Raw genomic sequence first — 15,546 nt, forward strand, 5'->3', positions numbered from 1 at the left:
GCCGAAGGAAGAACAGATGAAACTCCCGCTCTCACTCGGCCCCATCCATTTCGTCGGCATCGGCGGCATCGGCATGAGCGGCATTGCCGAGGTGCTGCATAATCTCGGCTACACGGTGCAGGGCTCCGATGTCGCCGAGAGCGCCAATGTGAAGCGTCTCGCGGAGAAGGGCATCAAGGTGCTCATCGGCCATGCGGGGGAGAATATCGACGGCGCCGAGGTGCTGGTCGTCTCCTCCGCCATCCGGCGCGACAATCCCGAGCTGGTGGCGGCCCGCGCCCGGCGCCTGCCGGTGGTGCGGCGCGCGGAGATGCTGGCCGAACTGATGCGGCTCAAAAGCTGCGTCGCCATTGCCGGCACCCATGGCAAGACCACCACCACCTCGATGGTCGCCACGCTGCTGGACGCCGGCGGCTTCGACCCGACGGTGATCAATGGCGGCATCATCAACGCCTATGGCACCAATGCGCGCCTGGGCGCCGGCGACTGGATGGTGGTGGAGGCCGATGAGAGCGACGGCACCTTCCTGAAGCTGCCGGCCGAGGTGGCCATCGTCACCAATATCGACCCCGAGCATCTCGACCACTTCAAGACCTTCGAGGCGGTGCAGGCGGCCTTCCGCAGCTTCATCGACAACCTGCCCTTCTACGGCTTCGCGGTGATGTGCACCGACCATCCGGTCGTGCACGATCTCGTCGGCCATGTGGAGGACCGCCGGGTCATCACCTATGGCGAGAACCCGCAGGCCGATGCCCGCCTCGTCGATCTCGACCTGCGCGGGGGGCGCTCGCGCTTCTCCGTGCTGCTGCGCCAGCGCGACGGCTCGCAGGTGCACGAACTGCGCGACCTCGTGCTGCCCATGCCGGGCAAGCACAACGCGCTGAACGCCACCGCCGCCATCGCCGTGGCGCATGAACTGGGTGCCAGCGACGAGCAGATCCGCGCCGCGCTGGCCGGCTTCGGCGGCGTCAAGCGGCGCTTCACCCGCACGGGCGAGGTGAATGGCGTCACCATCTTCGACGATTACGGCCACCACCCCGTGGAAATCGCCGCCGTGCTGCGGGCGGCCCGCGCTTCCACGGAGGGACAGGTGATCGCCATCGTGCAGCCGCACCGCTACACGCGGCTGCAATCGCTGTTCGACCAGTTCGCCACCTGTTTCAACGATGCCGACCATGTCATCGTGGCGGACGTCTATGCCGCCGGCGAGGCGGCGATCCCCGGCATCGATCGCGATCATCTGGTGGAGGCGCTGCGCGCGCGCGGTCACCGCTCGGTGCAGCCGCTACCCGGCCCGGACGCGCTGGCCGGCATCGTGAAGGGGCTGATGAAGCCGGGCGACTATGTCGTGTGCCTGGGCGCCGGCAACATCACCCAATGGGCCTATGCCCTGCCCGAGCAACTGGCGGCGGGGGCGGCTGCGTGAGCTTCCCCGACCTCGTGCCGGACCTCGCTGCCCGCCTGCCGGATTTGCGCGGGCGGCTGATCGCCAATGCCCCGCTGGCCGACCTCATCTGGTTCCGCGCGGGCGGGCCGGCGCAGCTGCTGTTCACCCCGGCCGATGAAGCGGACCTCGCGGCCTTTCTGGGCGCGCTGCCGCCGGAGATTCCGGTGACGGTGATCGGGCTGGGCTCGAACCTCATCGTGCGCGATGGCGGTGTGCCGGGCGTGGTCATCCGGCTCGGGCGCGGCTTCGGCGAGATCACGGTGGAGGGCGATCATCGCCTGCGCGTCGGCGCGGCCGTGCCGGACGTGAAGCTCGCCCGTGCCGCGGCCGATGCCGGCATTGCCGGGCTGGCCTTCTATCGCGGCATTCCCGGCGGCATTGGCGGCGCGCTGCGCATGAATGCCGGCGCCCATGGCGGGGAGACGCGCGACGCCCTGGTGGAAGCGCGCGCGGTCGACCGCGCGGGCCGGATCCACGTCCTCGCCAATGCCGATTTCGGCTTCTCCTACCGCCATTCCGGCGCGCCGGCGGATTTCGTCTTCACCAGCGCGCTCTATCAGGGCCGGCCGGGGGATCCCGCCGCCATCCTCGCCGAGATGGAGGCGATCACGCGGGCGCGCGAGGCCTCCCAGCCGATTCGCGAACGCACCGGGGGCTCGACCTTCAAGAACCCGCCCGGCCACAAGGCGTGGCAGCTGGTCGATGCCGCCGGCTGCCGGGGGCTGCGGCTCGGCGCGGCTCAGGTCTCGGACATGCACTGCAACTTCCTCATCAATACCGGCGGGGCGCGCGCGGCCGATATCGAGGGGCTGGGCGAGGAGGTGCGCCGCCGGGTGAAGGCCCAGTCCGGCGTCGAGCTGGAGTGGGAGATCAAGCGAATCGGCGTCCCTGCCTGAGCAGGGCGCCCGGCCGAGACAGCCGGTGGGCGCGGGGAGAAGAGCATGTCGAAGCACGTCGCCGTCCTGATGGGCGGCTGGTCGGCCGAGCGCGAGGTGTCGCTGCGCTCGGGCGAGGCCTGCGCGCGGGCGGCCGAGAGCGTCGGCTATCGGGTGAGCCGCATCGATGTGGGCCCCGATATCGCGGCGGTGCTGGAGGCGCTGGCCCCCGACGTGGCGCTCAACGCGCTGCATGGCCGGCCGGGCGAGGACGGCACCGTCCAGGGCATTCTGGAGATTCTGCGTATCCCCTACACCCATTCGGGCGTGCTGGCCTCGGCGCTGGCCATGGACAAGGCGCAGGCCAAGATCATCCTGGCCGCGCACGGCATCCCCGTGCCCGAGGGGCGCGTGGTGACGCGGGCGGAGGCGGCGCGCGCGCATGTCCTGCCGCGGCCCTATGTGCTCAAGCCGGTGTCGGAAGGCTCCTCGGTCGGCGTGTTCATCGTGCGCGAGGACCAGGAGCACCCGCCGCAGGAGCTGCACCGGCCCGACTGGTCGCACGGTGATTTGCTTCTCGCCGAGCGCTACATCCCCGGATTGGAACTCACCTGCGCCGTGATGGGCGGGAAAGCGCTCGACGTCATCGAAATTCAATCCGCCGTAAGGTTCTATGATTACGAGGCAAAATACGCCCCGGGCGGATCTGTTCACATTCTTCCGGCCAGAGTTTTACCGAAAATTTACCAAAAGGTACGGATGTTAGCAGTCAGGGCGCATGACGCGCTCGGCTGTCGGGGCATCAGCAGGTCGGACTTCCGCTATGACGATCGGACCGGGGACGAATCCGGCCTGTTCTGTCTGGAGGTCAACACGCAGCCCGGAATGACCGAGACGTCGCTTGTGCCCGAACTGGCTGCCCATGCGGGCCATTCGTTCGGTGAGCTTGTACGATGGATGGTGGAGGACGCTTCGCTCGACCGCTGACCCAGAGGCAGACGCCTCGGGGCACGCGCGCTGGCGTGGCAACGGCAAAGACGGATCGCGGTCAACCGGAGCGCATGAATGCGCGCCCGGCCCCGGCCTCGACCCGCCATGAGGGACGCTTCCGCGTCCTCGACCGCGCCGTGATCGGCGCGCGCCGCTTCTTCGTCGGAATCTCCGCCTCGCGGGTCATCACCTGTGGCGCCGGCACCTGGCTGGTCGCGGCCTTCTTCGCCGCCACCGGCGTCTATGGGCTGGAGCGCGGCGGGCACATGCCGGTCGCCATCGAGACGGTGCGCGACGCCGCTGATTCGGTCGCCAATTTCGCCGGGTTCCGGATCGCCAATGTGAATCTCTCCGGCCAGAATCACGTCACCCCCGGCGAGATCCTCGCGACCGCCGGCGTGAAGCCCAACTCCACCCTGGTCTTCCTCGACGCCGAAGCGGCGCGCGAGCGGCTTGAGCAGCTGGCGTGGATCAAGCGCGCCACGGTGCAGAAGCTCTACCCCGATCGCCTCGACATCCAGATTGTCGAACGCGAGGGCTACGCGCTCTGGCAGAAGGACGGAAAAATCAACGTCATCGCCCGCGATGGGACCATCATCGCCCCGTATTCCGACGATCCGCGCTACATCCGCCTGCCCATCGTCGTCGGCGAAGGCGCGCAGAAGCATGTCGGCGACATCGTCGAAGCGCTCAGCCTGGTGCCGGGCGTGCGCGACCAGGTTCGCGCCGCGATTCGCGTCGCCGACCGGCGCTGGACGCTGAAGATGCGCAACGGCATCGACGTTCGGCTTCCCGAGCGCGACATCGGCGACGCGCTGCAGGAACTCGCCGTGCTCGACCGCGACAAGCAGCTGCTGACGCGCGACATCACCATCATCGACCTGCGCCTGCCCGACCGGGTGTCGGTGCGCCTGTCGGATGCCGCCTACGAGGCGCGCCAGATCGAGCTGAAGGCCAAGGCCAAGTCCGCCAAGAAGGAGGGCAACACATGAGCGCCCGCATTCCCTTCGAGGTCGCGCCGAAGATGCGCCCCCTTGCCCCGCGCCGCAGCGGCGTGGTGGGCGTGCTGGAGGTGGGCACCTCCAAGATCGTCTGCATGATCGCCCGGCTCAAGCCGCGCGACGCGTCGAACAGCCTGCGCCGCCGCACCCATTCGGTGGACGTGCTCGGCATCGGCCATACCAGCGCCCACGGCATCAAGGGCGGCACGGTGATCGACATGGATCGCGCCGAGCATGCCATTCGCCGGGCGGTGGATGCCGCCGAGCGCATGGCCGGCGCGCAGATCGCCTCGGTCGTGGTTTCCATGGCGGGCGGCCGGCTCGGCTCGGAGCATTTCGTGGCCGAGGTCGACCTGCCCGAGCCGGCGGTGGCGGAGGGCGACATCCGCCGCGTGCTCGATGCCGCCTCGACCTTCGCCGTCGCCGAGGGGCGCACCATTCTCCACGCCCTGCCGGTCGGCTATGCGCTGGACGGAGCGGCGGGCATCGGCGAGCCGCGCGGCATGCTGGGGCGCCGGCTCGGCGTCGACCTGCACGTCGTCACCGCCGAGGCGGCCGCGGTGCGCAACCTGCTGCTGTGCATCGAGCGCTGCCATCTCGGCGTCGAGGCCATGGTGGCGGCGCCCTATGCCGCCGCGCTGGCGACGCTGGCCGATGACGAGGCCGAGCTTGGCGTGACGCTGATCGATTTCGGCGCCGGCACGACGACCGTCGCCGTGGTGGTGCATGGCCATTGCGTGCATGTCGACAGCATCGCGATCGGCGGCCAGCACGTGACCAACGATGTCGCCCGCGGCCTGTCGACCCGCCTTGCCGATGCCGAGCGGCTGAAGAGCCTGCACGGGCGGGTGATGTCGGTGGGCGCCGACGAGCGCGAGATGCTGACCGTGCCGCCGATCGCCGATGACCATCACGATCTGCCGCGCGCCATTCCGAAATCGCACCTGCTCAAGATCATCCGCCCCCGGGTGGAGGAGATCGTCGAGCTGGTACGCGACCGTCTCGTTGCCTCGGGCCATACCGGCGGGGCCTCGCGGCGCATCGTGCTGACCGGCGGGGCAGCGCAGCTGACCGGCCATTCCGAGCTGGTCGGCCAGGTTCTGGGGGGGCAGGTGCGCATCGGTCGTCCCCTCGGCATTTCAAGGCTGCCGGAGGCGGCGCGCGGCGCGCCGTTCGCCGTCGCCACGGGACTGCTGGTCTATCCGCAGGTCGCGGGCCTGGAACATTTCGAGGCACGCCGCCGCCGCATCTCCCACGCGGGAGCCGGCGGATACTTCACGCGCGTCGGACATTGGCTGAGGGAGGCCTTCTGACGTGACCGAACAAATTAACGCCGGTAGAACCGGCATCTTTGAGAATCACCGCGATTCGAGCCCTCCGGCGTTTGGGGACACCAGCCATGACGATTAACCTCCAGGTACCTGATATCCGTGAACTGCGTCCCCGGATCACCGTCTTCGGCGTCGGTGGGGCGGGCGGCAATGCCGTCAACAACATGATCACCGCTGGCCTGACGGGCGTCGACTTCGTCGTCGCCAACACGGATGCGCAGGCGCTGACCCTCTCCAAGGCCGAGCGCATCGTGCAGATGGGCGTGGCCGTGACCGAGGGTCTGGGCGCGGGCTCGCAGCCGGAAGTCGGCCGCGCGGCCGCCGAAGAGGCGCTCGACGAGATTCGCGATCACCTCGCCGGCGCGCACATGGCGTTCATCACCGCCGGCATGGGCGGCGGCACCGGCACCGGCGCCGCTCCGGTCATCGCCCGCGCCGCGCGCGAGCTCGGCATCCTCACCGTCGGCGTCGTGACCAAGCCCTTCCATTTCGAGGGCCAGCGTCGCATGCGCATCGGCGAGATGGGCATCAACGAGCTGCAGAAGAGCGTCGACACGCTCATCATCATCCCGAACCAGAACCTGTTCCGGGTGGCGAACGAGCGCACCACCTTCGCCGACGCCTTCGCCATGGCGGACCAGGTGCTCTATTCCGGCGTGGCCTGCATCACCGACCTGATGGTGAAGGAAGGTCTTATCAACCTTGACTTCGCCGACGTCCGCGCCGTGATGCGCGAGATGGGCAAGGCGATGATGGGCACCGGCGAGGCGTCCGGCGACAAGCGCGCGCTGCACGCGGCCGAGGCGGCGATCGCCAACCCGCTGCTCGACGAAGTGTCGATGCGCGGCGCCCGCGGCCTGCTGATCTCGATCACCGGCGGCAAGGACCTGACCCTGTTCGAGGTGGACGAGGCGGCGACCCGCATCCGCGAGGAAGTCGATCCGGACGCCAACATCATCCTCGGCGCCACGTTCGACGACACGCTGGAAGGCATCATCCGCGTCTCCGTGGTGGCCACCGGCATCGATCCGGCGGTGGTTCCCGAGCAGATCCCGCACAGCCTGTCGGGTCTCGCCGACATTGGCGGGCGCCGCGTCTCCAATGCCGGCCGCGCCGCCGTGGAAGCGCGCCGCGACGCCGCGCTGCGTTCGGTCGCCTCCGCGCTCACCGACGATGCGCCGAGCTACAGCGCCGAGCAGGCCGCCTATGACCAGAGCTACGCCGCCCAGGCGCCGGCCGAGCACAGCTATGCCAGCGAGCAGGCCTATGCCCGCCAGCAGGCCCCGGCCGCCATTGACGACGTGACCATCCGCGCGATGCCGCCGAAGCAGGCGCACTATGCCGAGCCGGAGCCCGCGCCGGTGCACGAATCGCACTACGAGGACGACACGCACGAGCCGTTCATCCCGCCGCAGGCCGAGCGGGCCGCCCCGCGCATGCCGCGCGTGGAGGAGCTTCCCATGCCGGCGCAGAACCAGATCCGCGCCGCGCGCGGCGAGCCGACCGAGCACCATCACGCCGAAAAGAAGCGCATGACGCTGCTGCAGCGCCTCGCCAATGTCGGCCTCGGCCGGCACCAGGACGAGGACGATGCGGTCGATCCGCCGGCGGAGGCGCGCCCCGTGGTGCGTCGCTCCGCCCAGCCGGAAGCGCGCCCGCTCGCCGAGCGTCGCGCCGAGGCGTCGGAGTTCGCCAAGCGCCCGGCGGCGCGTCCGATGGACCCCCATGGGCGCCCCGCCGCGGCCCGCCCGTCCGAGGATGACCACCTCGATATTCCCGCCTTCCTGCGCCGTCAGGGCTGAGCGGGACAAGGGGCGGAGGCGGCGTGCCGCCTCTGTTACAGAACCGATGATGCAGTGCAGCGCCCGGGTCATGTGACCCGGGCGTAGTTCATTGAAAATAAAGGAATATCTGATCTGCTGTGACTGCGATGCCACGGTAACAGATGGTAATCACGCGTGATTTGGTTCCGACCCCGCGCGTCGATATGTTGCCAGGCAACGAAAGGCCGTCGGCAGAGATTCGTCCCTGCTACCAGTAACGGGCGGCCATGTGTCTTGGTTTCGGGAATGGGGAGAGCGGATGGCGTATCTTGGTCCGCTCGCTGGGTCTGGGATGAATGCTGTAAGGCAGACGACCATCGGCGACGTGGTGACGCTTCAGGGCGTCGGCGTCCATTCCGGCAAGCAGGCGCGGTTGAGCATTGCTCCCGCCCAGGCTGACAGCGGCATCGTCTTCCATCGCTCCGACTCCGCCCAGTCCGTTCGTGTCAGCCGCCGCGCCGTGCGCGGCAGCGACCTTGCCACCGTGCTGCGCGACGATGCCGGCCCGGCGGTTTCCACCGTCGAGCACCTTCTGGCCTGCTTCGCCGGCCTTGGCATCGACAATGCCCATGTCGAGATCGACGGGCCTGAGGTGCCGATTCTCGACGGAAGTGCCGACCTTTTTGTGGCGGCGGTCGACGAGGCGGGCATTGTCGAGACGGCCGCGCCCCGCCGTTACCTGCGCGTGCTCAAGACCGTGCGTGTCGAGACCGAGCACGGTTTCGGCGAGTTGTCGCCTTACGATGCCGGCTTCCGGCTTGAGGTCGAGATTGATTTCGCCCATGCCGCGATCGGCCGTCAGCGCTATGCCGCGACGCTGTCGCCCGATGTCTTCCGCAAGGAACTGGCCCCGGCCCGCACCTTCGGCTTCGTGGCCGATGTGGAGCGCCTCTGGCAGGCAGGCTATGCGCTTGGCGCCTCGCTCGACAACACGATCTGCCTTGGCGACGATGGCATCGTGAACACGACCGGCCTTCGCTTCGCCGACGAATTCGTGCGTCACAAGGCGCTGGACGCAGTGGGCGATCTCGCGATCGGCGGTCTGCCGATGATGGCGCGTTACCGTTCCTACAAGGGCGGCCACAAGCTCAACTTCGCCGTGGTCGATGCCCTGCTTTCCGATCGTTCGGCCTTCGAGTTCGTCGAAGCCAAGGTGCCGGCACGCCGCAGCGTGCGCAGCAATGCCGGCATCGTCACGGTGGCGGTTCCGGCCTACGCGCCGGAATTCTGAACACGAGCCGTCCCTTTGGGCGGCGCGGGCACGCCGGGCCTGTTTTCACAGCGCAGATCGTCCCTCAACCGTCCCCTCGCCATAATCCGGTCGGAAAGCCGCTTTAGCGCAGCAGGGGTGGCCTTGGGCCGGTGAGCGACCAGATCGGGATCGAGTACGTGACGCGTCTTCTCAATCAAGTCCGTTCCGGCCAGCTCGTCGAGGCTCCGCTTCGTCGATCGCGCGCAACGGCATCGACCTCCCTTCCCCTGCGGCTGGCCCTGCTGGTGATGCTCGGCGCCTCGCTGGGCGGCTGCGCCAATCTCTTCGACACCGACAAGGAAGAGAAGATCTACCCGGACGTTCCGGCGGAGCAGCGCTACAATGAGGGGCTGACCCTCATGCAGAAGGAAGATTATGCCGAGGCGATCACGCGCTTCGAGGATGTCGACCGGCAGCACCCTTATTCCGACTGGGCGCGCAAGTCGATGCTCATGATCGCCTATATCAATTACAATCAGGGGCGTTACGAAGAGAGCATCGGGGCCGCCCGCCGCTACCTCACCCTGCATCCCGGCTCGGCGGACGCCGCCTATGCGCAATATCTGATCGCCTCCTCCTATTTCGACCAGATCCCCGACATCTCGCGCGACCAGCAGCGCACGCAGCGCGCCATGGATTCGCTGGAAGAGGTGGTGCGCAAATACCCCGACACGGAATATGCCGTCAGCGCCAAGCGGAAGCTCGAGGTCGCCCGGGACCAGCTGGCCGGCAAGGAAATGATGATCGGGCGCTATTATCTCGAGCAGCGCAATTATGCCGGCGCCATCAACCGCTTCAAGGTGGTGGTGACCCGCTACCAGACGACGCGGCATGTGGAAGAGGCGCTCTATCGGCTCACCGAGGCCTATATGGCGCTGGGCATCATGAGCGAGGCGCAGACCTCGGCCGCCGTGCTCGGCTACAATTTCCCTGACAGTTCCTGGTACAAGGACGCGTTCAAGCTGGTCGAATCGCGCGGCGTGAGCCCCAAGCTCAACGAGCAGTCGTGGATCGCCAAGGCGTTCAAGGGCCTGGGACTCGGCTGAAAGGCGGGTTCCCGGCGGCTCACCGATTCAGGCGAACAGAATAAGAACATTGGTGCGCATCGCTTCCCGGCCTGCTAGAATGTTGTCGTCTCCACGGGGCGTGTCGCTCGCGGCTTGCCGTATCCGGCGGAGGCGCGAATGGCCATCGCTGGTCGTCTGGAGCCTTTTCGAGCGTGGCGGAACCGGCTCGCGTGAAGAAAATGCGTGAAACCACGTTACTGGAGTCCGTTCGGTGAACCGGATATCACTGAGGGGGCTGTAGAAGGCAAAGGGGACCGCCCGAGCGGAATCGCCATGTGATTCGCGCTGGCCGGATCACCCTTCGCACCCGTCTTGTCTCTCGCCTGTCTCGCGTCCTGCGCGGATACGTTCTGGAGCGTCACGCATGCTGGCCGCCCTGTCGATCAGGGATATCGTCCTCATCGAGCGGCTCGATCTTTCCTTCCTGCCCGGCCTCACCGTGCTGACCGGCGAGACCGGTGCCGGCAAGTCGATCCTGCTCGATGCCTTCACCCTCGCGCTCGGCGGGCGCGGTGATGGTTCGCTGGTGCGTCAGGGCATGGCGCAGGGGCAGGTGACGGCCGAATTCGACCTGCCGCCGGATCATGGCGTGCGCGCCCTGCTGGCCGAGGCCGGCATTGATGATGATGGCGCGCTGGTGCTGCGCCGCGTGCAGCATGCGGATGGGCGCACCCGCGCCTTCGTCAACGATCAGTCGGTGAGCGCGCAGATGCTGCGCACGCTGGGCCGGCGCCTCGTCGAGATCCACGGGCAGCATGATGACCGCGCGCTGGTCGATCCCGCCTCGCATCGGGCGCTGCTGGACGCCTATGGCGGGCTGGCGGGGCTTGCCGAGGAGGTCGGCGCGCTGTGGCGCCGCTGGCGCGCGACGCGCTCCGAGGCGCTCGCGGAAAAGGCGCGGCTCGATGAGGCGGCAAAGGAAGCCGACTTCATCCGCCACGCCGTGGACGAATTGACCAAGCTCGGCGCCGAGCCGGGCGAGGAGGAGCGGCTGGCGACCCGCCGCACCGAGATGATGCGCTTCGAGAAGATCGCCACCGATCTCGCGGACGCGCAGGATGCCGTGGGCGGCAATCACTCACCGGTTCCCGGCCTTGCCGCCGCCGTTCGCCGGCTGGAGCGCCGGGCCGGCGAGGTGGAGGCGCTGGTGCGTCCGGCGGTGGAGGCGATCGACGCCGCGCTGAACGCGCTGGAACTGGCGCGGGGTTATCTCGACGAGGCCCTGCGCGCGGCGGATTTCGACCCGCGCGAATTGGAGCGCATCGAGGAGCGGCTGTTCGGCCTGCGCGCCGCCGGCCGCAAATATGCCTGCACGGTCGACAACCTGCCGGCCATCGCGGCGCGTTTCGCCGGCAAGCTCGAGGCGCTCGACCATGGCGCGGAAACGCTGCGGGCGCTGGAGACGCGGGCGCTGGAGGCCGAGGCAGCCTATCGCCGTGCGGCCCGCGACCTTTCCGAGCGGCGCCACGCGGCGGCGGCGGCGCTCGATGCCGCGGTGAATGAGGAACTGCCGCCGCTGAAGCTGGAGCGCGCCCGTTTCATCACCGATGTGCAGTCCGACGAGGCGGAGACGCAGGCGGATGGCTTCGACCGCATCGAGTTCTGGGTGCGCACCAATCCCGGCACGCGCGCCGGCCCGATGATGAAGGTGGCGTCCGGGGGCGAACTCGCGCGCTTCCTGCTGGCGCTCAAAGTGGTGCTGGCCGACAAGGGCTCGGCGCCGACCCTGGTATTCGATGAGATTGACACCGGCGTCGGCGGCGCGGTGGCGGATGCCATCGGCGCGCGCCTCGCCCGGCTCGGCGGGCGGGTGCAGGTGGTGGCGGTGACGCACGCGCCGCAGGTGGCGGCGCGGGCGGGCAATCATTTCCGCATCGCCAAGGAGATGGTGGCCGAGCATGACCGGGTGGCGACGCGCGTCGCCCCGCTCGCCGCCGCGCACCGCCGCGAGGAGATCGCCCGCATGCTGTCCGGCGCGGAGATCACCGCCGAGGCGCGCGCCGCCGCCGACCGGTTGCTGAAGGGCGCCGAATCCGTCAAGTCCACCCCCTAGTTCCGCGCAACCAGGGCCGCGCATCATGACCCCCGACGCCGCGATCGACGTCAACAAGCTGACCGCCGAGGAGGCTTCACGCGAGCATGCCCGTCTTGGCGAGGCGATCGCGGCCGCGGACCGGCGCTATTACCAGGACGACGCGCCGACGCTCTCGGATGGCGAATATGACGCGCTGCGCCGACGCTACGAGGCGATCGAGGCCGCGTTTCCCGAATTGCGGGGAAGCGACAGCCTGTCGGAGACGGTCGGCGCCGCGCCCGCGGCGAAATTCGCCAAGGTCGCTCATGCGGTGCCGATGCTCTCGCTCGGCAACGCCTTCGCCGACGAGGAGGTGGAGGAGTTCGTCGCCCGCGTGCGCCGCTTCCTCGGGCTCGACGCGTCGGCGGAACTCGTCTTCACCGCCGAGCCGAAGATTGACGGCCTGTCCTGCTCGCTGCGCTATGAGCGCGGGCAGCTGGTGCAGGCGGCGACGCGCGGCGACGGCTTCGAGGGCGAGGACGTGACCGCCAATGTGCGCACGATTTCCGAAATACCGAGCCGGCTAAGTGGCGAGGATGTGCCCGACATCTTCGAGGTGCGCGGCGAAGTCTATATGGGACATGCCGATTTCGCCGCGCTCAATGAACGCCAGCGCGAGGCCGGCCGGCCGCTCTTCGCCAATCCGCGCAACGCGGCTGCCGGCAGCCTGCGCCAGCTCGATTCCCGCATCACCGCGAGCCGGCCGCTGCGCTTCTTCGCCTATGCCTGGGGCGCGGTGAGCGAGGGGGGCAGGGAGGGCGCGGGACTGCCGGCGGATACGCAGTTCGGCGTGATCGAGGCCTTCGCGCGCTGGGGCTTGCCGACCAACCCGCTCACCGTGCTGTGCTGGTCCCCCGCGCAGATGCTGACGCATTACCACCGCATCGGCGATGGCCGCGCCGGGCTCGGCTACGATATTGACGGCGTGGTCTACAAGGTGAACAGCCTCGCCTTGCAGGGCGAACTCGGCTTCATCGCCCGCTCGCCGCGCTGGGCCATCGCGCACAAGTTCCCGGCCGAGCGGGCCATTACCCGGCTGGAGCGCATCGAGATCCAGGTCGGGCGCACCGGCGCGCTGACCCCGGTCGCCAAGCTTACCCCGATCACCGTGGGTGGCGTGGTGGTCTCCAATGCGTCACTGCACAATGAGGATTACATTCGCGGCGTCGGCGGCGATGGCGCGCCGGTCCGCGGAATCCTCGACGACAAGCCGATCGATATTCGCGAGGGCGACTGGGTGACGATCCAGCGCGCCGGCGACGTCATCCCGCAGGTGGTGGACGTGGTGCTGGAGCGCCGCCCGCCCGATGCCGTGCCCTATGTCTTCCCCACCCTCTGCCCCGCCTGCGGCTCGCATGCGGTGCGCGAGGAGGGGGAATCGGTGCGCCGCTGCACCGGCGGCCTCATCTGCCCGGCGCAGGCGGTGGAGCGCATCCGTCATTTCGTCGCGCGCGACGCCTTCGACATCGAGGGGCTGGGCGACGAGAACGTGCAGACGCTGTTCGAGGCCGGGCTGCTGCGCACGCCGGCCGACATCTTCCGCCTGCACCGGCGCGGCGAGGAGGTGCGCAAGGCCTTCCTCGCCCAGCGCGAGGAGCGTGCCCGCCAGCGCGAACTGGAGACCGGGCAGGCGCGCAAGAAGGTGCTGACGGAAGAGGAGCGCCAGTTCCTCGGCGTCGACAAGCTGTTCGCCTCCATCGACCTGCGGCGTGAGGTGGCGCTGGCCCGCTTCATCTATGCGCTCGGCATCCGCCATGTCGGCGAGGTCACGGCCAAGGCGCTCGCCCGCACCTATCGCACGATCGAGGCGGTGCGCGCGGCGCTGGAAGCGGCCCTGCCGGGGCGGCCGGGCGAGGCGTGGACGCGGCTGCTCGCCGTGCCGTCGGTCGGCCAGGTAAGGGCGGAGGCGCTCGCGCGCGCCACGGACGAGATCGATCCGGCAGCGGAGCCGGAGGTTGCCCTGCGCGACCTGTTCGCCCGCGCCAAGCTCGATGCACGCCAGCGCGTGGCGGTGCGCGCGGCCTATGGCTGGGAAGGCGAGGCGCTGGCCGCGCTCGACACCGCCCGCCGGCAGATGCCGGGCGCGGCGTTTGTCGCCCTTGCCGAGGTGCCCGATGTCGGCGAGGTGGCGGCGACCTCGCTGTGCGAATTCTATGTCGAGGCGCATAATCGCACGCTGCTCGACGAACTTCTCGCCGAGGTGACGGTGGCGCCGGCCGACCAGCCGGCCGTCGCTTCGGGCGGGGCGGTGGCCGGCAAGACGGTTGTGTTCACCGGCGCGCTGGAGAAAATGACCCGTGACGGGGCCAAGGCAATGGCTGAACGCCTCGGCGCCAAGGTCGCCGGCTCGGTCTCGAAGAAGACCGACTACGTCGTGGCCGGCGCCGATGCCGGCTCCAAGCTGGCCAAGGCGCGCGACCTCGGCGTGGCGGTGCTGACCGAAGACGAGTGGCTGGCGCTGGCGGGAGAGGCCTGAAGGTGCCCGCCATGCCCATCCATCGATGCGATCCCCCCATATCCCGGAGCTGACCGTGGCCAAGATCGCTCTTCTCCTCATCGACATCCAGAACGACTATTTCCCGGAGGGCAAGTTTCCGCTCGCCGGCATCGAGGCGGCGGCGGCTCAGGCGGCGCGTCTTCTCGCCATCGCCCGCGACAAGGGACTTGCCGTCGTGCATGTGCGCCACGAGGCGCCGGAGGCGGATGCCGGCTTCTTCGGCAATGGGACGGAGGGCGCGCGGATCCATCCGCGGGTCGCGCCCCGCGAGGGCGAGACGGTCATCGTGAAGCAGAAGGTCAATTCCTTCCTCAACACCGATCTGGATGACGTGCTGAAGCGCGAGGGCGTGAGCGACCTGGTGATTGTCGGGGCGATGAGCCACATGTGCGTCGATGCGGCGACCCGTGCCGCGCTCGATCTCGGCTATGGCGCGACCGTGGTGCAGGACGCGACGGCGACGCGCGACCTGTCCTTCGCCGGCGCGGCTGTTCCGGCGGCACAGGTGCAAACCACGATGCTGGCGGCGCTGGCCTTTGCCGGAGCCGACATCGTCCCGGCCACGCAGGTGGCGTCGGACTGGTCCGCCTGACGCGCGGCGATTCGCCGGAAAAGGCCATCATGCCGCCGGCATGACCCGAGGCGGGCGTCGCAGCGCTCCGGCGTGGCTGAGAAAAGCGAAAGGCCCTGTCGCGATCCATGTCCGCGAAAGGGCCTTTCTTCGTCACTCCGGCGAATCGCGAAACCGGACGATCATCGGGTTGCGCGCGGATCGCCGGAGAGAGGCGCCCGCGCCAGAAGCAACACCGCGTCGATGCCGGGAGGGGCAAGCGGGAGGGCAAGCGGGTGGTCGCGGTCAGATGCGCCCCGTCAGCATCATGACGATCAGCACGACCAGAAGAATGGTGACGATACCGCTCGGGCCATAGCCCCAGCTGCGGCTGTAGCCCCAGTTCGGCAGCGCGCCAACAAGTATCAGAATGAGAATGATAAGTAGAATTGTCATCATGACCGCGTCTCCAACTGCTCATCGAGCCTGATCGAGGCAGTAACGCGGCGCGCGCGGAAAAGGTTCCATGGAACCATCGCCTCGCGCCCTGCGGGCGGGCGTCGCCGGCGGTCCAGCCGGCAACCGTCCCGCACGGGAACGGTCCGCTCCGGGCGAAGGAGGGCGCCGCGAGGGCGCGCG

12 protein-coding genes are annotated in these 15,546 nt (G+C 68.9%); 11 read left to right on the plus strand and 1 reads right to left on the minus strand.

Translation table 11 applies throughout. The features are described 5' to 3' along the window. Positions 1–16: 16 nt before the first annotated feature. From murC to QOZ99_RS05615, 11 genes are all read left to right on the plus strand, one after another. Positions 17–1,426, plus strand: coding sequence for a UDP-N-acetylmuramate--L-alanine ligase (gene murC / locus QOZ99_RS05565; protein ID WP_306889011.1), 1,410 nt, complete (start codon positions 17–19; stop codon positions 1,424–1,426). Beyond that, on the plus strand, positions 1,423–2,343 hold the full coding sequence (gene murB, locus QOZ99_RS05570; RefSeq protein ID WP_306889012.1) for a UDP-N-acetylmuramate dehydrogenase: 921 nt from the start codon (positions 1,423–1,425) through the stop codon (positions 2,341–2,343). The genes murC and murB overlap by 4 nt, the downstream gene beginning before the upstream one ends. Before the next feature lie 45 nt (positions 2,344–2,388). Further along, entirely contained in the window at positions 2,389–3,309 is a 921-nt protein-coding gene (locus QOZ99_RS05575) for a D-alanine--D-alanine ligase (protein ID WP_306889013.1), read from the plus strand. Positions 3,310–3,383: 74 nt separating this feature from the next. Next, positions 3,384–4,304, plus strand: coding sequence for a cell division protein FtsQ/DivIB (locus QOZ99_RS05580; RefSeq protein ID WP_306889014.1), 921 nt, complete (start codon positions 3,384–3,386; stop codon positions 4,302–4,304). Next, on the plus strand, positions 4,301–5,626 hold the full coding sequence (gene ftsA / locus QOZ99_RS05585) for a cell division protein FtsA (RefSeq protein WP_246340171.1): 1,326 nt from the start codon (positions 4,301–4,303) through the stop codon (positions 5,624–5,626). The genes QOZ99_RS05580 and ftsA overlap by 4 nt, the downstream gene beginning before the upstream one ends. An 86-nt stretch (positions 5,627–5,712) precedes the next feature. Continuing rightward, a complete protein-coding gene (gene ftsZ / locus QOZ99_RS05590; protein ID WP_306889015.1) occupies positions 5,713–7,446 on the plus strand; it encodes a cell division protein FtsZ in 1,734 nt (577 codons plus the stop codon). A 313-nt stretch (positions 7,447–7,759) separates the two neighbouring features. Next, positions 7,760–8,698: a UDP-3-O-acyl-N-acetylglucosamine deacetylase gene (gene lpxC, locus QOZ99_RS05595; protein ID WP_306889016.1), complete on the plus strand. Its 939-nt coding sequence runs from the start codon at positions 7,760–7,762 to the stop codon at positions 8,696–8,698. A 248-nt stretch (positions 8,699–8,946) separates the two neighbouring features. After that, a complete protein-coding gene (locus QOZ99_RS05600; RefSeq protein ID WP_370876809.1) occupies positions 8,947–9,765 on the plus strand; it encodes an outer membrane protein assembly factor BamD in 819 nt (272 codons plus the stop codon). A gap of 385 nt (positions 9,766–10,150) precedes the next feature. Next, on the plus strand, positions 10,151–11,839 hold the full coding sequence (recN, locus tag QOZ99_RS05605; protein WP_306889017.1) for a DNA repair protein RecN: 1,689 nt from the start codon (positions 10,151–10,153) through the stop codon (positions 11,837–11,839). A 25-nt stretch (positions 11,840–11,864) separates the two neighbouring features. After that, positions 11,865–14,336 (plus strand): NAD-dependent DNA ligase LigA, encoded by a 2,472-nt coding sequence (gene ligA / locus QOZ99_RS05610; protein ID WP_306889018.1) that lies wholly within the window; start codon positions 11,865–11,867, stop codon positions 14,334–14,336. Between the two features lie 55 nt (positions 14,337–14,391). Then, positions 14,392–14,949, plus strand: a complete 558-nt coding sequence (locus QOZ99_RS05615) for a cysteine hydrolase family protein (protein WP_306889019.1) — start codon at positions 14,392–14,394, stop codon at positions 14,947–14,949. Positions 14,950–15,213: 264 nt separating this feature from the next. On the opposite strand, the gene QOZ99_RS05620 is transcribed toward QOZ99_RS05615, so the two are convergent. Continuing rightward, positions 15,214–15,366, minus strand: a complete 153-nt coding sequence (locus tag QOZ99_RS05620) for a DUF3309 domain-containing protein (protein ID WP_183190627.1) — start codon at positions 15,364–15,366, stop codon at positions 15,214–15,216. Positions 15,367–15,546: the final 180 nt, after the last annotated feature.

Source organism: Ancylobacter amanitiformis, assembly GCF_030814815.1.
In the GTDB taxonomy this organism is placed as follows: Bacteria; Pseudomonadota; Alphaproteobacteria; order Rhizobiales; family Xanthobacteraceae; genus Ancylobacter; species Ancylobacter amanitiformis.